The organism is Halomonas heilongjiangensis, from assembly GCF_002879645.1.
Classification (GTDB): Bacteria; Pseudomonadota; Gammaproteobacteria; order Pseudomonadales; family Halomonadaceae; genus Halomonas; species Halomonas heilongjiangensis.
Window position 1 is genome coordinate 1 of record NZ_PNRE01000100.1, and the last position, 18067, is coordinate 18067.

Here is an 18067-nt window from a genome sequence, read left to right on the forward strand (position 1 = left end):
GGCCGCGGGCTGGCGATGGGCGCTTCGCTGGCGGCCGGGCCGGCGGCCCCCAGGTCGGTGGCAATGGCCTCGCCCTGCTCCTGCCAGAGTTGCCGTTCCTCCTCGCTGGCCCGGGGCGAGAACAGGCCGGTCTGCGCATAGACCAGGCCGATCACCGGGGACAGCCAGCAGGCGAAGGCCAGCGGGATGTACAGCAGGTTCTCGACATTGCCGTCGGCGATGCCGAGCGCCAGGGCGCTGATCACGAAGGCCCCGCCGGCGTTCCACGGAATCAGCGGCGAGATGAGGGTCCCGCCTTCCTCGATGGCGCGGGACAGGTTGAGGGTCGAATAGCCCATGCCGCGGTAGGTGGGGGCGTACATGCGGCCGGGCAGGGCGATGGAGAGGTAGGGGTCGCCGGCGACCAGGTTGGTGGACACCGAGGTCAGCACCGCCGAGGTCTGCAGCCCGGCGAAGCTACGCACCTTGGTCATGATCGCGCGGATGATCGCCTCCAGGCAGCCGGTCTTCTCCAGTGCGCCGCCGAAGCCCAGCGCGATGAGCACCAGCGAGATGGTCCACATCATCGACTGGATGCCGCCGCGGTTGAGCAGGCTGTCGATGGCGGCGACGCCGGTGTCGATGGAATAGCCGCTGTTGGCATAGGTCAGCACATCGTGCACGCCGACCCCCTGCACGAGCATGGCGGTGACCGCCCCGGCCAGGGCGCCGGCGAACAGCGACGGGATGGGTGGCATGCGCTTGACCGCGAGCGCGATCACCAGCACCGCCGGCAGCAGCAGCCAGGCCGAGATGGTGAAGTTCGCCTGCAGCGCGGCGGTGATGGCATCGATCCGCTCGAAGGAGGCGTTATCGTCGTCGATCAGGGTGAAGCCCGCCACCAGGTAGATGACGAAGGCGATCAGCATCGCCGGGATCGTCGTCGGCATCATGTTCTTGATATGCGAGAAGACGTCCGTGCCGGTGACCGCCGGAGCGAGGTTCGTGGTGTCGGAGAGCGGCGAGATCTTGTCGCCGAAGAAGGCGCCCGACACCACCGCGCCGGCGGTCCAGTACATCGGGATATCGAAGCCCGCGCCGATGCCCATCAGCGCCAGGCCCACCGTGCCGACCGTGCCCCAGGAGGTGCCCAGCGCCAGCGAGACGACCGAGCAGAGCAGCATGGCCGCCGCCAGGAAGATGGCCGGCGAGAGGATCGTCAGGCCGTAGTAGATCAGGGTCGGCACGGTGCCGCTGGCGATCCACACGCCGATGATCATGCCGACGCAGATCAACACCGAGACGGAGGGCAGGGACACGTGGATGACGTGAAAGATGCCCTCTTCGATCTGTTTCCAGCGGAAACCGAGTTTGACGCCGACCAGGGCCGTGATCGCCAGGCCGATGGCCAGGGGAATGTGGGGAGTGAAGTCGCCGAAATAGAACAGTTGTACCGCCAGTACCAGCAACGTCAGGACGACGGGCGTGAGCGCCAGCAACAGGCCTGGCTTTTGATAGTCGATCGGACCTTCTGGAGTTGTCATGTCGATTACCTTGGGGTTGGTATGTATTGTTTTTGTGGCTGGGCCAGACTCAACTCAGTACGCGAAGGCACTGGCCCGTGTGGTAGAGCGTGAAGCCACTTTCGTAGCTCGAGCTCCGGAGGGACTTGGCCCGTATCGGCCGGGGGGAGCGTATCGGCAAGGGCAGCGAGGCGTCATCGCCGGTCGCCAAGTATCTGGCAAAACCCTTGCCCACCACGGTGCCGGTGGTGACGCCGCGTCCGTTGTAGCCCGAGACTCCCAATACGCCGGGCGCGACCTCGAAGAGACGCAGCGTATGGTCGGGTGTGAAGGCAATCCGTCCCGTCCAGGTGCATTCCCAATCGACCCTGCCCAGTTGGGGGAAGTAATGACGCTGGATGCGGTTGGCCCAGCAGCGGAGATAGGACATCGGCCTGCCATCTCCACGGCCCAGGCTGCCGAGTATCAGGCGCCCTTCGGCATCGCGTCGCATGCTGCTCAGCACCAGGCGGGTATCCCAGGCACCCTGACGCTCGGGCAGGATGTCTCCGGCGAGTTCCGCGGGTAGCGGCCGGGAGGCGACCTGGAAGAAGTGGCCGGGAAAGAAGTGATGGCGGACTTCGTTCCAGCGATCCTCGGTATAGGCGTTCGTGGCGAGCACCAGGCGCTGGACCTTGACGCTGCCGTTGTCGGTCGTCACCCGCCAGTCATCCCCCTCTCTGGTGACGGCGGTGGCGGCACTGTGGGTATGCAGGTGTGCGCCGGCCTCCTTGGCGGCACGCGCCAGGCCCCGAGTGTAGGCGGTGGGGTTCAGGGTGCCGGCCCGGTGGTCGAGCAGGGCGCGGCGGATGCGCCGGGTGCCCACGCGTTGTCGGCAGGCGTCTTCCTCGAGCAGCTCCACGGGGGCGCCGCGTCGCAGCCACTGCTCGGCGCGGCGCACGAGTTCCTGCTCGCCCTTGCCATTGTGGGCCAGGTGCAGGGAACCGGTGCGGGTCGCCTGGCAATCGATGCCGTGGCGCTCGATCAGCGAAAAGACTTCCGCGGGCGCGCCGCCGAGCACCGCGTTGGCGCGCTCGCCGATCTCCTCGCCCAGTGCCTCGAGGATGTCATCAGGCGGAATCCACAGTCCCGCGTTGACCAGGCCGACGTTGCGTCCCGAGGCACCGGTGGGGATGTCGCCTGCCTCGATCAGGGTCACACCGACGCCCATCTCGGCGAGGTGCAGCGCGGTACTGAGCCCGGTGATGCCGCCACCGATGACCGCCACCTCGGCGGTGTGGTCGCCCAGCAGCGGGGCCAGGTTCAAGGGGGGTTCCGGCGACGTGTCATACCAAAGACAACGCTCCTTCATGATGACTCCCGTGCCTGGACCGGTTGCCGAAGGCCTCGGCGAGCGGCGACTCCATTGCTCTCTTGCCAGCGGCTCTGACATTGTTCTTTTCCCCGAGAGGATGTGTGTCCGCCAATAGGCCGCCGCCAGGGCGGCGGCCTGTTCGCCCCGGTGGTATCAGTCGAACTTGATGCCCTGGGCCAGGGGCAGCTCGCGGGAGTAGTTGACGGTGTTGGTCTGGCGACGCATGTAGGTCTTCCACACATCGGAGCCCGACTCGCGGCCGCCACCGGTCTCCTTCTCGCCACCGAAGGCGCCGCCGATCTCGGCGCCACTGGGGCCGATGTTGACGTTGGCGATGCCGCAGTCGCTGCCGACGGCGGAGACGAAGGTCTCGGCCTCGCGGACGTCGGTGGTGAAGATGCACGACGACAGCCCCTGGGGCACGTCGTTGTTCAGGGCGATGGCCTCATCGAGGTCGCTGTAGCCGAGCACGTAGAGGATCGGCGCGAAGGTCTCGTTCCTGACCAGCTCGTCCTGGGCCTCGACTTCGACGATGGCCGGTGCCACGTAATACCCCTCGGGGTGTTGCTCGCCCAGCCGGCGCTCGCCGCCGAACACCCTGGCGCCCTGCTCGCGGGCCTGGGTCAGCACCGCCTGCATGGCATCGAAGGCCTGGCGGTCGATCAGCGGGCCGATCAGGCTGCCCTCCAGGGGGTTGCCGATGGAGATGCCGGCGTAGGCCTGCTTCAGGCGCTCGACGACCTCCGCCCGAATGGACTCATGAACCACCAGTCGGCGCAGGGTGGTGCAGCGCTGGCCGGCGGTGCCCACCGCCGAGAACAGGATGGCACGCACCGCCATGTCGAGGTCGGCGCTGGGCGTCAGGATCATGGCGTTGTTGCCGCCCAGCTCGAGGATGCTGCGCCCGAAGCGCGCGGCGACACGGGGACCGATTTCGCGGCCCATGCGGGTGCTGCCGGTGGCGCTGATCAGGGGCACGCGGGGGTCGTTGACCAGCCGTTCACCCGGCTCACGCTCGCCGATGATCACCTGGCTGAGATGCGCGGGGGCGTCATCGCCGAACTCGGCCATGGCGCGCTCCAGCAGCGCCTGGCAGGCCAGCGCGGTGAGCGGGGTCTTCTCGGAAGGCTTCCACAGCAGGCTGTCGCCGCAGACCAGCGCCAGGGCCGCGTTCCAGGCCCAGGGGGCGACCGGGAAGTTGAAGGCGGTGATCAGGCCGACCGGGCCCAGCGGATGCCAGGACTCGCGCATGTGGTGGCCGGGGCGCTCGGAGGCGATGGTCAAGCCGAAGAGCTGACGCGACTGGCCCACGGCCAGGTCGCAGATGTCGATCATCTCCTGAACTTCGCCGAGGCCCTCCTGGAGGATCTTGCCGCACTCCCAGGTGACCAGCGCCCCGAGGTCCTCCTTGTGGCGGCGCAGTTGGTCGCCGAATAGCCGGACCAGCTCGCCGCGGCGCGGGGCGGGGACCTCGCGCCAAGCCAGGAAGGCCTGCTGGGCGGCGTCGATGGCGGCATCGACCTGGTCGGGGGTGGCGGGCGTGAGGCGGCCGATGACGCTGCCGTCGATGGGAGTGGTGACCACCAGGTCGCCCTGCTGATACTGCTCGGCGGCAACGCCGAGGCGCTGCATGATAGCGTTAATCATTCTTTCTCCTATCGTTGTCGTCAGTGGATCATATGAACGCAGTATCACCAGGGTGGTGAAGCGCCAGCAAACGATGTTTAATCCAAACATCATTCCTTATTTTCGTGACCCAGGGTGGCCAGCATGAGTCGACCGCACCTTCCTTCCCTTGCCGGGCTGCAGTGTTTCGAAGCGGCCGCCAGGCACCTGAGCTTCACGCGGGCCGCCGACGAGCTGAGCCTGACCCAGAGCGCGGTGAGCAAGCAGGTCGCCCAGCTGGAGTCGATGCTCCAGCATCCGCTCTTCAGGCGCATACGGCGGCGCCTGCAGCTGACGCCGGAAGGGGCGGTGTATCTCAACGAGGCGCGCAAGATCCTCGCCCATGTGGAGATGTCGACGCGCTACATGCAGTCCTATGGTGGCAAGTCCGATGTCCTGAACGTGGCCACCCTGCCGACCTTCGGGGCCCGCTGGCTGATTCCGCGTCTCAATGGCTTTCGCTATCGCCATCCCGATATCAACCTGAACATCATCAATCGCTCCGAGCCCTTCGACATGGAGGAAGAGCGGGTCGAGGTGGTGTTCTTCTTCGGTCATGGCGCCTGGCCGAGAACGGAGTGCATCAAGATACGCGATGAGGAGATGGTGCCGGTCTGCGCTCCCGCCATCCTGGATGGGTTGGCGATCGATGAGCCGCTGGACCTGACCCGGCTGGTGCTGCTGCAGAGCGCGACTCGCCCGGAGGCCTGGCATGACTGGTTCGAGGCCCAGCAGCAGTATACCGAGCACAGCTACCATGGCCCGCGGTTCGATTCGTTCTACATGGCCTTGCGCGCCGCCCAGGCCGGTTGTGGCGTCGCCTTGCTGCCGCACTTTCTCGCCCAGGAGGAGCTCGAGGAGGGCAAGCTGGTCATTCCCTGGGGCTTCCGCTTGAGGAGCCGCGACGCCTATTACATGGCCTACCCGGAGCACATGGCGGAAGTGGGCAAGGTCCGCTCATTCGTGGATTGGATCCATGATAAAATTCAAGGGGTTCAGTGACGATCCAGGGAGTCGAGGATGCGCATCACCCAGCTCAACATCTATCCGGTCAAGTCGCTGCGCGGCATCGCCCTCGAGCAGGCGACGCTGGGCCCACGCGGGCTCGCCTTCGATCGTCACTGGATGGTCGTCGACGATGTCGGCCGCTTCGTCACCCAGCGCCAGCTGCCGCGCATGGCCCAGGTGGCGGTGCGCCTCGACGCCGAGGCGCTGGTGCTGGAACACCCCGAGGTCCCGCCGCTGCGGATCGCGCTGGCGCGGGACGACCAGCCGCGGGTCACCACCCATGTCTGGGAGGACCAGTGCCAGGGGCTCGATGAGGGCGCCGAGGCCGCCGACTGGCTGGGCCGGGTGCTGGGCGACTGGAAGGGCAGCGGCCTGCGGCTGGTGCGCTTCGCGCCGGATCAGCAGCGTCGCGTGGACCCGCGCTACCAGCAGGGCGAGCAGGCGCATACCGCCTACGCCGATGGTTTCCCGTTCCTGGTGACGGCCGAGTCGTCGCTGGCGGTCCTCAACGAGGTGCTCGTGGCCAAGGGGGAGGACGCGGTCCCCATGGCCCGCTTCCGGCCCAACATCGTCGTCGAGGGCAGCGCTCCCTTCGCCGAGCACGGCTGGGACGCCCTGGCCGGCGATGGTTATCGGCTGGGCATGCGCAAGCCCTGCCAGCGCTGCAAGATCATCACCCTCGACCAGCAGACCGGCGAGGCCCCGGCACCGAAGGAGCCGCTACGGACCCTGGCCGGCATGAGCCTGGCGACGGGGGCCTATTTCGGCCACAACGCCACCCTGCTGGACGGCGAGGACCGGACGATCCGGGTGGGCGATACGCTGGAAGCGGAAACCTCGGCCGGTTGAGGTCGACCCGGCGATGGATTACCGGCGCTGGGAGGCCCTGAGGAACTCCCAGGATTCTTGCTGGAAACATCAGTATGTTGAGGGTGTTTTGGCGGTGGACTGCCAGCGCTGCCGGTGCCTATGGGGTCAGACCCCGGCGGCGTCGAATCCGCTCGCAAGGCGCACCATGACGGGCTTCGTGACCTGGTTGGGGTCTGACCCCATAGGGGCAGCCTCGGCGCCTTTTCCGGCGGATATGCCGCCATCGTCGAGAAGTTTGTGAGGAGACCCCAGGAGGTACGCCAGTGAGCATCCTGCTGAAACGCACCGTCGATGCGTGACCGGCTCGAGAAGTACCAGGTCTTCCTCTACCTGGCGGCGGTCCTCGCCGGCCTGGCGGTGGGCACTCACTCACCCGGCAGGGTCGGCGTGCTCGAGGCCCTGCTCTGGCCGCTGCTGGGTCTGCTGCTCTATGCGACCTTCACCCAGGTGCCCCTGGTGGGGCTGCATCGGCGGTTGGCGAATGCGCGCTTTCTGGCCGCGGCGGTGCTCGGCAACTTCGTGGTGATTCCGCCGGTCGTGTGGGGCCTGGTGCAGTGGCTGCCGGCGGACCCGGCGCTGCGGCTCGGGGTGCTGCTGGTACTGCTGGTGCCCTGTACCGACTGGTTTCTCTCCTTCACCCACCTCGGCGGGGGCGACACCCCGACCGCCATCGCCTTCACCCCGCTGAGCCTGCTGCTGCAGCTCGTCCTGCTGCCGCTCTACCTCTGGCTGTTCCTGGGCCAGGCGGGGCTGGCCGGCCTGATCCAGCGGGAGCTGCTGCTGGCCTTCGGCGGACTGATCCTGCTGCCGCTGGCGGCGGCCTTCATCTCCGAGCACTGGGCCGGCCGGGCGCCGAGGCGCCGGCGGCTGATCGAGGGGCTGGGCTGGCTGCCGATCCCGCTGCTGGCGCTGGTGCTGTTCGCGGTGGCGGCAGGGCAGGTCGATCAGGTGGTCGGTGCCCCGGGGCTGATCGGCTGGCTGCTGCCGGTGTTCGTGGCCTTCCTGATCATCGCGGCGCTGCTGGCGCGTCTCATGGCCTGGGCCTTCCGGCTGCCGGCCGCCCAGGGCCGGGTGCTGGCCTTCAGCTTCGGCTCGCGCAACTCCTTCGTGGTGTTGCCGCTGGCCCTGGCGCTACCGGCCGGCCTCGAGGCGGCGGTGATCGTGGTGGTCGTTCAGTCGCTGGTGGAGCTGTTCGGCATGCTGCTCTTCCTGTGGCTGGTGCCGAGGCGGCTGTTTCCAATGCTGGACGGGCGAGACCATTGAGCCAGGGCTTGATACTTCGCTCGACGGGTTCGCCCTGCCTTCCGGATCAAATGCGTGAGGGAAGCCAGGTGACCAGGGCCGGGAAGCTGTAGGTCAGGACCATCGTCAAGACGATCAGGCCGATGAACGGCCAGGCCGCGGCATAGATGTCCTTCAGACTCACCTCGCGTGGGCTCGAGGCGCTGAGGGCGAACAGGGCGTAGCCGAAGGGCGGCGTGATTGCACCGAGGGTGAGGTTCAGGAGGAAAAGCGTCCAGAAGACCAGTGGGTCGAACCCGAAGATGGCAAGCAACGGCTTGTAGATCGGGATGAGGATCAACATCAGCGCGATCTGATCCAGGAACATGCACAGCACGAAGGGAATCAGCATCAGCAGGATCAGGACCGCCAGCGTCGAGAGGTCCAGGGCCGTGAGGAAGGCCACCAGCTCGTGAGTGAATCCCGAGAACGCCATCAGCTGAGTGAGAATCTTCGAGGCCGCCATGATCAGCAGGATCATCGATGACATCAGCATGGCCCCCTTCAGGGCTTCGACCACCATCTTCACCGTGAGCTTGCGATAGATCGCGGCGATGACCAGGGCACCCACGACGCCACTGGCGGCGGACTCGCTGGGGGTGGCGATGCCGAGCAGGATCAGCCCCAGGACCGAGAAGATCACGATGGAAAACGGCATCAGCGATATCACGGCCATCCAGATGGGCCGCCGTGACCGGGTCTCCGGGCGCTCGAGGTCCCGGGTGGGATCGAGGTGGAGCGTTATCTGGACATAGAGAAAGAAGAGTGCCCCCGCGACGAGGCCTGGTAGCACGCCGGCCGCGAGCAGTGCCGAAATCGAGGTGCCCGAGAGCATGCCGATCAGCACGACGAGGAAACTCGGCGGGATGATCGGGGCGAGGCAGGAGCCCCCGAGAATGAGACCCGCGAGCAGCTTGCGATCACCGCCGCGCTTGATACCTTCGACCATGACGGTGCGGCCGAGCATGGCGGCCACGGCGACGGCCGAGCCAGAGAGCGCGCCCAGGAGAACCGAGATCACCACGACGATGACATATTGCCGGCCGCGGATGCGGCCAATGATGTCGTCGACAGCGTCGAACAGGATCGCAATGCAGCCCGAGCGGAAGAGCAGCTCCCCCATGAGAATGAACAGCGGCACCGTGACCAGCTCCGCGGTGGTGACCGTATCGAGGATCGAGGCCGAGAAGATCGACAGCATCTGCGGCCCCATCAGCAGGACGGCGGCGATGATGTTGAAGCCGAAGAAGGCAGCAAAGACGGGGACGCCAAGCAGGAAGAGCCCGGCCAGAGTGAGGAAACCGGCATAGATCGCCATGGGTCAGGCTCCTTCGCTAGGCCCGGAGGCATAGACGGCGGGATCGACGAAGAGGGCGGCGAGGCCTGCCCGCAGGACGTGGAGTCCCGAGGAGGCGAAGCCGTACAGTAGGACCGCGAGCAGCCACCAGCGCGGGATCGGGTAGGCGGCAGCGGTGGTCGTGCCGGAGGCCCAGGCGTCGGTGAGGCTACGCAGCAGGAGCCAGCTCATCACGGCGAGAATCGCGAAGGTAAAGGCCGCGGCAATGGCGGTCACCACCTTGCGCAGGATGGACGCCTCCAGGAGCGAAGGCAGCATGTCCATGCTGACATGCAGCCCGCGTTTGGTGACCGCGGGGGCGGTGACGAAGATGGATCCCGCCAGCAGGTAGGTCGACCAGTCCGGTATCCATCCGATCGGTGCGCCGATGAAATAACGCGACATCGTGCCGATGAAGGTGAGCAGGGCGATCAGGGCCAGGGCGAGCAGCCCGGTATAGAGCCCGAGTTCGCTGGTGGCGTCGTGGGCTTTCGTGAGCAGGGGTAGCATGTGTTGTCCTCCCGTTGACATGCCGGGTCATTCTTCTTGGGCGGAACGATCCCGGCACATCATCGCTTCAGTTGCTGAGCAGCCCGGCCGCTTCGACGATGGCGCGAAGTTCTTCGGCGGCATCCGGGTTGCGGCTCGCGGCGAAGCTCCAGGCACCGCTGACGATGGCCTCGGACAGCGTGTCGGCGACCTCGCCGTTGAGCGTCAGTCGTTCCATGCCGGCGGCGGCCATCTTGTCGTGCTCCTCGGCATTCAGGCGGTCATAGGTCGCGGGAACCTCGTGCTCGAGCACTTCCGCCTGCGCTTCGAAGATCGCCCGCACCTCCTCGGGCAAGGCGTTCCAGAAGGCGGCATTGGCCACGATGATATGGGGGGCGGTAGCTCCAGCATCGAAGTATTGGTGGGTGACCTCGGCGAAGCCGTAACCCGCCGCTCCCGCGGCCGGAAAGAGCGCGCCGTCCACCACACCACGTTCCAGCGCACTGAACATCTCGGCCGGGGACATCACCACTGGCGTGCCACCGATCGCGCTGATGTAGGGGTGCTGCGGAGGAAGCGCGCGTATCTGCAGCCCGCTCAGGTCGTCGCGGCTCGACAGGTCGCGGTTGAGATAGATCCAGTAGCCATGTCCCAGCGGTACCGAGATGGCGTGCACGCCGAGGCTGGCATAGGTCTCCTGGATCACGTCCATCGCCCCGCTTTCACGGAAGGCCTCGGCGTCGGGGCGGATGCTCTCCAGTCCGGTCAACAGGGTGGCGGAGCCGGTGTGAAACCCGGGATAGGTGCAGAGGACCTGGAAGAGGCCGTTGCGCGTGGGTTCCAGTTGCTCGAGTGGCGGGATGGTCTCGGGGCCCATCATCTGGACCTTGATCTCGCCATTCGAGGCTTCCTCGAGCAGTTCGGCGTAGCGATCGCAGATCACCGTTGAGCCGGGATAGCGATCGTCCCAGGTCTTGAGCATCCGGACCTGGGTCATGGCCTGAACCGTGCCCGCGGAAAGCGTGAGCAGCGCGGCGGCGAGAACTGTTGTGATTGTTTTCATGGGGGCTTTCCTCTGAGTTGGCAGCCGGGACGACCGGCTGCGGGTAGTGATACGGGGCTTGTCGACCGGTCAGTGGGTCGGTGCCAAGGCGCCGGACAACAGGGCGCCTGCCTTGGGGGCCACCGGCTCCAGGCGCATGGCCTTGAGCATCGAACGGACCGTGCAGGCCGCGGCCGAGGTCACTGGGATGCCCAGCCGCGCCTCGACCGGTGCCAGTGCCGCCAGCGACGGCATCTGCACGCAGGCCGAGAGGACCACGGCGTCGACGCCCTTGGTGTTGAGCCGTTTCACGTCTTCGGTGAGGGCCATCGGGTCGCGCGCGGCCACAGCGAGGTTGTCTTCGATCTCCAGTGCCAGGCTGTCCTGGATCTCGAATCCCTCGCTCTCGATGTACTCGGTGACCTTGGCGGCCAGCGGCTTCATGTAGGGCATGAGCAGGCTGACCCGCTTGATGCCCAGCTCCTTGAGTCCTTCCACCAGCGCACCGGCCGAGGAGATGACGGGAATCGATTTCCCCTCTTCGGCGACCGCGCCTTCCAGGTTCGCTCTGGCGGTGCGGTGATAGCCGAGCCCCTGGCTCATGATCGCCACCAGACAGGCGTAACCCATCACGTCGACGTCGGCATCCGCCAGCTCGCGCGCGCAGCGCAGGGAGTCGCGGTCCATCGCGGCCAGTTCCTCCGGCGTCACCTTCTTCATGCGCATCCGGCTGGAATGAAAGGTGAAGCGCTCCGGGCGGATGGCCTCCCGCTGCCGGAGCATGGCGGGGATCTCGGTCTCCATGGTGATGTTGGAGGAGGGCACGATCTGCCCGATCCGGTAGGTCTTCATAGCGATGTCTCCGGGTGCAGGGGGTAGGCGTCGGCATAGGCCGCGATCCGGGATCTCAGCGCGTTCGGCAGGGGCACGGCGGTCCAGCTGGCGCCATCCACGGTGACCGGGCTGATGCGGGCGAGGAAGGCGACCGGCCCCTGGTGCGCTGGCTCGGCGGCGACCCTTGTGGCCGTGACGTGGAGGTCGAAGGTGTGCGAGCGGATCTCGCCCACCCGAACCTCCATGTCGAACTGGGTGTCGACCGGCAGCGGTGAGCGAAAGTCGAGCTCGACGCCCCGCACCGGGAAGTTCACCCCGAGGTTCGCCTTGGTACTGTGGAGCGGCCCGCCCAGCATCAGACCGATGAAGGCTTCGTGGGCCGAGATCGTGTAGTCGAGGAAGCGCGGCGTGTAGACGATGCCGGCGGGATCGCAGTCACCCCAGCGCACCACGCGCCGGATGATCAGCGGGGCCTCGCCGATGACGGCCTCCGTCGAGGGGAAGAAGGCACAGGGCGTCATTGGGTCATCCTCACGCGTTCGGCCGCGAGGGCTTTCATGAAGGCGGGGTAGTCGGACGCGACGCGCGTCGAATCGACCCGGCTGGTGCGGGTCAGGTAATCGAGGGCGAAGGCGTGGGGGCTGTCGGCTTGCATATGCTGGCCCATGTCCTCGTACCAGGCGTAGCTCTCCTGGGCCGCGCCGATCAGCTTGTCGGCGGCCGGCTTGCGGGTGGCCACATAGGTGGCGAGTGCCGTCGGGATGTCGCGCTTCGCCGCCAGGGCCTTGACCAGGGCGATGGAGTCCTCCATCGCGATCCGTGTGCCCGAGCCGATGGAGAAGTGCGCCCGCCGGACGGCGTCGCCGATCAGCACCCGGTGGCCGTAGGTCCAGTGATCGTTCCAGACCGGCTGGAAGTTCCGCCATTCGGACTTGTTGGAGATGAGCGGGGCACCCTGCAGCTCTTCCGCATAGAGTTCTTCGACGAAGGCTTGCCGTTGCTCCTCGGTCATCTCGCCGAAGCCACAGCCTTCCCAGGCGGCGCGATCGCACTCCATGACGAAGGTGCACCGGCGATCCGTGTAGGGGTAGTAATGCGCACAGAAGGCGCCTCCTCCGGCGTTGCGGAAGCTGAGTGTCGGGCAGTCGTGCACTCGCTCGGCGCCGTACCAGGCGAAGGCGTTGGAGAGCTGGCTGCCATGGGTGCCGAAGGCGTGGGAATAGGTGCGGCGCAGGGTCGAGTTAGCGCCGTCCGCGCCGACCAGCAGGTCGGCATCCTCCAGTGCCTCGATGTCGGTGATGTCGTCATGGTGGGTGACATGCACGCCGACCTCGGCGCAGAGTTCCTGCAGCACCTTCAGCAATTGCAGCCTTTCGACCGCACCGCCGTACTCCTCCCCCTCGATGGAGACGGCCTGCCCGTTCAGGATGATCTCCTGGTTGCCGAGCCGCTTGGTGATGCTGCGCAGCCGGGCGAAACTCTCGGCATCCGCCTTCTCCAGCCGGGCCAGGCCCGCGCCGGCCAGGACAACGCCGAAGCCGAAGGTGGCGTCGGGCGCATTACGCTCGTGGACGTGGATGTCCACCTCGCCGAGGCGCTTGCGGGCGAGATAGGCGAAGTAGAGACCCGCGGGGCCGCCACCGAGAACGTTGATCTTCATATTGATACCTCGTCAATTTTTGGCAATGCTTGAGCCGTTTACATCGACTCGGGGGTCAGGTGTTCTCGGGTGCCGCGGCGTCCTCGGCATTCAAAGTCGTTTCGATGCGCTGGCGCAGGATGGCCTTGTCGAGCTTGCCGACCTTGGTCAGGGGCAGCGCGTCGATCAGCTCGATGCGTTCGGGCCATTTGAAGACTGCAAGGCCCGCTTGCTTGAGAAAGGCACCGAGTTCCTCGACGCTGGGCGGGGTCTCGCCGGGTTCCGCCACGGCGTAGAGGCAGATGCGCTCCCCGTGGGTGGGCGAGGGCATGCCCACTACCGCCACGTCGGTGAAGGCAGGGTGGGCCATGACGGCGCGCTCGACTTCTTCGCAGTTCACTTTCTCGCCGGCACGGTCCACCACGTCCTTGATGCGGCCTTCGAAGGAGTAGTAGTCCTGGCCATCGATCCGATGCCGCCGCATCAGATCGCCGGAGCGGTAGAAGCCGTCGCGGGTGAAGGCCTCCGCATTGCGCTCCGGGGCATGGTAATAACCACGGATCGTGTAGGGACCGCGCACGGCCAGCTCACCGATCTGGCCCTCGGCGACCTCGTCCTCGGTACCGGGCTCGAGCAGCCTGACTTCGTCGTGCTCCGATATCGGGCGCCCGCAGGTGCCGAAGCGAATCGTTTCGCTGTCGCCTCGTCGGGTAAACATGATGGTGCCCTCGGTCATCCCGAAGATGTGATGACCCTCCACCCCCATCGTGCGGGTGACGATCTCGGCGGCGTCGGTAGAGAAGATCTCGCGCAGGGTCTCCGTGGGGAGGTGCCCCTGGGCGATCTCCGCCTTCATGCGCATGATGATCGGCTTGGCGGCGCCCATGATCGTGGGCCGCAGGACGTTGTGCACCTCGCGCATCGCCTCCTGGTCGACCCGAGGCGTGGCGATGACCGTGCCGCCGTTCATGAGGAAGGGCCCCCAGCCGCAGCCCATGTTGAGGTTGTGCGCAAAGGGCATCGGGATGAACAGCCGGTCTGACGTGTTCCAGCCCTTGAAGGTCCAGACCTGGCGCATGTTGTAGAGGTATTCCGCATGTATCCGCGGGATGATCTTGGGCACCCCGGTCGTGCCGCCCGAGAGCTGAAAGGCGGCGACCTGCCAGGGATCCTGGGGCACGGCCTCGAGGGCTGCGCGCGCCTCGTCCGGGTCGCTCGCCATCAGCGCGGCCAGGTCGACGGCGCCTTCCCTGGGGGTGCCGCGGGTCGAGACGATCAGCTCGAGCCCGGGCACCTCGCCCTGCATCTTCCTGGCGAAGGCATGGAAGTCGAACCTGGTCTCGTCGCTCTCGATGAAGTGGGCCTTGGCGCCACCGAACGCCGCGAGATAGCCGATCTCCGCCTCGCGGTGGGCGGCCAGGGTGCAGATCGGAATGATCCCGGCCTTCCAGCAGGCGAGGAAGACAATGAGCGTCTCCGGCTTGTTGGTGAGCTGAAAGATCACTCGGTCGAGCGGCTTCAGCCCGAGTGTCAGGAGCCCGTGCGCGACCCTGTCGGTCATCGCATCCAGCTCGGCGTAGCGGTACTGGCCGTCTAGCCAGAGGATGGCGGGCCGCTCGGCATGCCGCCGGGCCGTGGCGCGGAAGCCGTCGGCCAGTGTCTCGGCAGTGAGGGCTCCGGCCTCGTGCCAGCGCTCGATGTCGGCGGCGGGCGGATAGACGACACCGGCGATGGGGTATTGCGGTTGGTAGGTCATGATCTCTTCCTCCGGGGCGACTCAGATGACGAGCCGGCCGTTCAGCCAGCCGCGGATCGCCTCGCCGGCGAGGGTCTGGCCACTGGGCTCGCCAGCCGCGAGGGGCTGGCCGTGGTGAGTGCCGCGGATCGATACCTGGTTCTTGTCCGGGGTGCCGAGGGCGTCGAAGATCGCGGCGATCTCCCCGGGGAAGACGCAGGCATCCGCGGTGTAGCGCACGACGAGGGTCGGCTGGTCGATCACCGGTGCGCAGCGCAGCATGCCAGCCTTCGAGGAGAGCCCCGACCAGGTCGAGAGCCAGCTCTCCGGCGTGCAGACCTTGCCGAAGCCGACCCCGTTCATGTTGGTCTTGAAGGGGTCGCGACCCCAGAGCGATCCGAGCGTGCGGTCGGTCGGGTCGAGCGAGAGATCCCAGTTGCGAAGATCGGCATCCGTGCGCGGTACCTCGAAGATGTGTTGCCAGCCCGCCATCAACCGCTCCTGGTCGGAGGCCTCGCCGGCCTTCACCCGCCGGCGTGCCTCCATGCGCCGGCTGACCAGCTCCCGGGCGATCCCATCGATCCGGGCGACACGGGCTCGCTGGGCCGCCCGATAGCGATCGATGAACTCGGGGGAATAGTTCGCCCCATCGCGGGAGAAGCCGTTCCTGGTGGCGAAGGGGAAGAGGGTGGGATCCAGGGAGAGCGGATCACGCTCATCGGTGACGGAGGGATCCAACGAGTTCATGAGCAGCATGCCCTGGCCGGGGTGCGGGGCCACCAGCACCAGCAGATCGGGCCTTGCCATCGAGGCCTCGGCGAGCTTTACCGGTCGCCCGGCAGGCGTGCGTGTCTCACGCTGTGCCGGGGGCAGATTGGCTTGCTCGGTGTAGTAGGCATAGAGCCCGCCGCCGCCCGAGTTGCCGACGAGCACGAGCTGATCAAAGCCACGCTCCTTCAGGAAGGTCGTCCCGGCATCCACGTCCAGCAGTGCCAGCTCGTGCTCGAGCCGCAGGTCGTTGCCCGGGTTGCGGGAGCCCTGGACCCATACCGCGGCGCCGGCTTCGAGCAGCTCCGGAACGAGGTAGTGGGTAGCCAGGATCTCTCGTGGATGCATCAGGCAGCAGACGGCCTTCTCATCACCGCGACGATAGAGATAGCCGGTGACGTTGGCACCGTCGACGGTCGTGAGGGTGTGGACCGAGGCGATCATGTCGGCCGGCAGCCGCGCCGGGTCCCACTGCGCGCCCCGCAGTCCGGCCAGTGGCGTGAAGTCTACCGATGGCATCGTGGCCTCCTTGTACTTGTTCTCTTCGAGAGTAGTCTCATATTGATACCCAATCAATAAATGGCCAGAAGATGACCCCTGTACAGGGGAGTGTCTCTGGAGGGCTTCTCATGCCCCACGAGCTGTTAACAATTACTAGCGCGGCGGGACGGGTCAGAGCGGCCGGCTGGTCCCTACGATGCGCACCTCGTCGCGCCCCCAGTGGGCGATCTCGCCGTTGAGACCGCCGGTGAAGATGCCGTACCAGACCGCGGGCTTCATCTTCATCGCCCTGCGGTCGAAGGTCAGTTCGTCCGGTGCGGAGATCGTCCAGTAGCCCTTCACGGGACCGGTGATGGTCACGGCGGGCTGGCCGCGCATGGTGTCGACCATCGGCCGGAACTCCGGAACATCGATGACATGTACCTCGATCATTGGGCGTCCTCCTTGTAGGCGTCGACCAGTTTCGCCTTGCGGCGCCAGACGGCATCGATGTCCTCCATCAGCCGACCCGCGGCGCGCGCCTCGGACTCCACGTCCATCGCGGCCTGCAGGGTCAGGCGGGCGTCCACCTCGTCGATCGACTCGATGTCGCGGAGGCGGCGGGTGATTTCCACCGGATAGCCGTTCGGGTCGGTGAAATAGATCGACTCCAGGATCTCGTGCCGGGTATAGGGCGAGACCTGGATGCCGCGCTTCTCCAGCGTCTCCTTCCACGTGACCAGCTCTTCCTCGCTGTCCACGGCCCAGGCGGTATGGGTGGCGAAGTAGAAGTGATGCTCCTCGGGGGCGTACTTCTCGGGGCGCTCGCTGCCGATATAGTAGAAGAAGGCGATGGTGGCACCTTTCCCCGCGTCGAAGAAGAAGTGCAGGAAGTCGTGGTGGCCCGGAGGGCCCCAGCCGCGCGCCGTGATCGCATGCACCAGCGGCAGGCCGAGCACATCGCGGTAGAACTCCACCGTCTCGTTCAATTTCCAGGTCGGGCGGGCGGTGTGGTCGACGCCGTGCAGGGCCAGCCGGATGCCATCCTCCGCGGCATGCTTCACGCCGGTGAGATCGCCCGTGCCGATGCCCATCGCCTCGTTGAAGCTCTTCGCCGAGGAGGCGTCGTCACGCGTTCCAAGCTTCTCGGTCATTGCAGTCGCTCCTTTCGAATCTTAGCTGTCAGAGGGGTGCTGCTCAATTATTGATGCTATATCAATAAAAAGACGCTTGCAAGCTGATTTGATAGTGTGGCAATTTTAAGGCATGGAACAGACAGAGAAAAAGCAGCGGCGAGGCCGCGGGCGGCCGCGGCTGGACGGTGGCACCGGGGAGGGAGTCGTCAGCCGGGAGGCGGTGATCGAACTGGCCTACGAGCTGGCGCGGAGCGAGCCCCTCGAAGACGTCTCCTTCGTCAGGCTTGCCAAGACGCTGGGGGTGGTTCCCGGTGCCCTGCACTACCACATCGGCACCAAGGACGATCTGACCTCCGCGATCCTCAACCGCTTCTACAAGCAGTTACTGGCGCGGCTGAGAGCGATCCCCGAGGACCTGCCCTGGCGGGATCGTCTACGCCGGTTCGCCTGCATCCTGATGGCCTGCGAGCGCGATCATCGCGGGGCGGCGGAGTATATCCAGACGAAGGCCAAGTTCCGGGTATTCCAGAAGGTGCGCTCAGGGGAGACCGACTACGGGGCGGCCTACCTGGATCACGCCTTCGGCATGTTCCGGGAAGCGGGCTTCGACGCCGAGCAGAGCGCGATGTTCTACCATGTGCTCGCCCTGCATTGCCTGGCCGCCGCCAACTCCCACGTGGCGCATCTGGAGCCGGCGGAGCATGAGCGCTTCCTGCTGAAGCAGGCGGGCACCTTCCCCACAGGGACGATGCCCGGCCTCGATTTCGCCCTGAAGGCCTTTTCCCGCATCCGGGCGGACGATGCCTTCGAGTTCGGACTGGAGGCGCTGCTGGATCGCTTCGCCGCCGCCCGGCGGCAGGAGGAATGAGGAATGCCTATCCTCGAGGGTCCCTCCTCGCGGGGTAGGCTATTCTGAACCATGAAGCGC

At 66.4% G+C, this 18067-nt stretch carries 17 protein-coding genes; 4 read left to right on the plus strand and 13 right to left on the minus strand.

The genetic code is table 11. The features are described from left to right. The 3 genes from nhaC to amaB all read right to left on the minus strand — a co-directional run. On the minus strand, positions 1 to 1523 hold a 1523-nt coding region (gene nhaC, locus C1H66_RS20510; RefSeq protein WP_102629730.1), incomplete at its 3' end, for a Na+/H+ antiporter NhaC. A 49-nt stretch (positions 1524 to 1572) separates the two neighbouring features. Further along, positions 1573 to 2853 (minus strand): L-pipecolate oxidase, encoded by a 1281-nt coding sequence (gene amaA, locus C1H66_RS20515; protein WP_102629731.1) that lies wholly within the window; start codon positions 2851 to 2853, stop codon positions 1573 to 1575. 156 nt (positions 2854 to 3009) lie between these two features. Then, positions 3010 to 4503 (minus strand): L-piperidine-6-carboxylate dehydrogenase, encoded by a 1494-nt coding sequence (gene amaB, locus C1H66_RS20520; RefSeq protein ID WP_102629732.1) that lies wholly within the window; start codon positions 4501 to 4503, stop codon positions 3010 to 3012. A 123-nt stretch (positions 4504 to 4626) separates the two neighbouring features. Here amaB and gcvA point away from each other — a divergent pair, with 123 nt between their 5' ends. From gcvA to C1H66_RS20535, 3 genes are all read left to right on the plus strand, one after another. Then, positions 4627 to 5523, plus strand: coding sequence for a transcriptional regulator GcvA (gene gcvA, locus C1H66_RS20525; RefSeq protein WP_102629733.1), 897 nt, complete (start codon positions 4627 to 4629; stop codon positions 5521 to 5523). Between the two features lie 18 nt (positions 5524 to 5541). Further along, a complete protein-coding gene (locus C1H66_RS20530) occupies positions 5542 to 6378 on the plus strand; it encodes an MOSC domain-containing protein (protein ID WP_102629734.1) in 837 nt (278 codons plus the stop codon). 312 nt (positions 6379 to 6690) lie between these two features. Next, on the plus strand, positions 6691 to 7662 hold the full coding sequence (locus C1H66_RS20535; RefSeq protein WP_102629735.1) for an arsenic resistance protein: 972 nt from the start codon (positions 6691 to 6693) through the stop codon (positions 7660 to 7662). A 46-nt stretch (positions 7663 to 7708) separates the two neighbouring features. Here C1H66_RS20535 and C1H66_RS20540 read toward each other — a convergent pair whose 3' ends face one another. From C1H66_RS20540 to C1H66_RS20585, 10 genes are all read right to left on the minus strand, one after another. Then, positions 7709 to 8998 carry a TRAP transporter large permease gene (locus C1H66_RS20540; RefSeq protein ID WP_102629736.1) on the minus strand — a complete coding sequence of 430 codons (1290 nt, stop codon included), beginning with the start codon at positions 8996 to 8998 and terminating at the stop codon, positions 7709 to 7711. A gap of 3 nt (positions 8999 to 9001) precedes the next feature. Continuing rightward, entirely contained in the window at positions 9002 to 9526 is a 525-nt protein-coding gene (locus C1H66_RS20545) for a TRAP transporter small permease (protein WP_170064205.1), read from the minus strand. 67 nt (positions 9527 to 9593) lie between these two features. Then, a complete protein-coding gene (gene dctP / locus C1H66_RS20550) occupies positions 9594 to 10568 on the minus strand; it encodes a TRAP transporter substrate-binding protein DctP (RefSeq protein ID WP_102629738.1) in 975 nt (324 codons plus the stop codon). A 69-nt stretch (positions 10569 to 10637) separates the two neighbouring features. Then, positions 10638 to 11399 (minus strand): maleate cis-trans isomerase family protein, encoded by a 762-nt coding sequence (locus C1H66_RS20555; RefSeq protein WP_102629739.1) that lies wholly within the window; start codon positions 11397 to 11399, stop codon positions 10638 to 10640. After that, positions 11396 to 11902 (minus strand): acyl-CoA thioesterase, encoded by a 507-nt coding sequence (locus tag C1H66_RS20560; protein ID WP_102629740.1) that lies wholly within the window; start codon positions 11900 to 11902, stop codon positions 11396 to 11398. The genes C1H66_RS20555 and C1H66_RS20560 overlap by 4 nt, the downstream gene beginning before the upstream one ends. Beyond that, positions 11899 to 13041, minus strand: coding sequence for an FAD-dependent monooxygenase (locus C1H66_RS20565; RefSeq protein WP_102629741.1), 1143 nt, complete (start codon positions 13039 to 13041; stop codon positions 11899 to 11901). Before C1H66_RS20565 ends, C1H66_RS20560 begins: the two co-directional genes overlap by 4 nt. Before the next feature lie 55 nt (positions 13042 to 13096). Next, positions 13097 to 14776, minus strand: a complete 1680-nt coding sequence (locus tag C1H66_RS20570) for an AMP-binding protein (RefSeq protein WP_102629742.1) — start codon at positions 14774 to 14776, stop codon at positions 13097 to 13099. 21 nt (positions 14777 to 14797) lie between these two features. Continuing rightward, positions 14798 to 16042 (minus strand): alpha/beta fold hydrolase, encoded by a 1245-nt coding sequence (locus tag C1H66_RS20575; RefSeq protein ID WP_102629743.1) that lies wholly within the window; start codon positions 16040 to 16042, stop codon positions 14798 to 14800. A 153-nt stretch (positions 16043 to 16195) separates the two neighbouring features. Beyond that, the gene (locus tag C1H66_RS23085; protein ID WP_102629744.1) at positions 16196 to 16456 is read right to left on the minus strand and encodes a hypothetical protein; all 261 of its coding nucleotides are present in this window, start codon (positions 16454 to 16456) and stop codon (positions 16196 to 16198) included. Further along, entirely contained in the window at positions 16453 to 17157 is a 705-nt protein-coding gene (locus C1H66_RS20585; protein WP_205738712.1) for a VOC family protein, read from the minus strand. The genes C1H66_RS23085 and C1H66_RS20585 overlap by 4 nt, the downstream gene beginning before the upstream one ends. Before the next feature lie 112 nt (positions 17158 to 17269). On the opposite strand from C1H66_RS20585, the gene C1H66_RS20590 reads away from it, so the two are divergent. Beyond that, positions 17270 to 18007, plus strand: coding sequence for a TetR/AcrR family transcriptional regulator (locus tag C1H66_RS20590; RefSeq protein WP_102629745.1), 738 nt, complete (start codon positions 17270 to 17272; stop codon positions 18005 to 18007). Positions 18008 to 18067 lie beyond the last annotated feature (60 nt).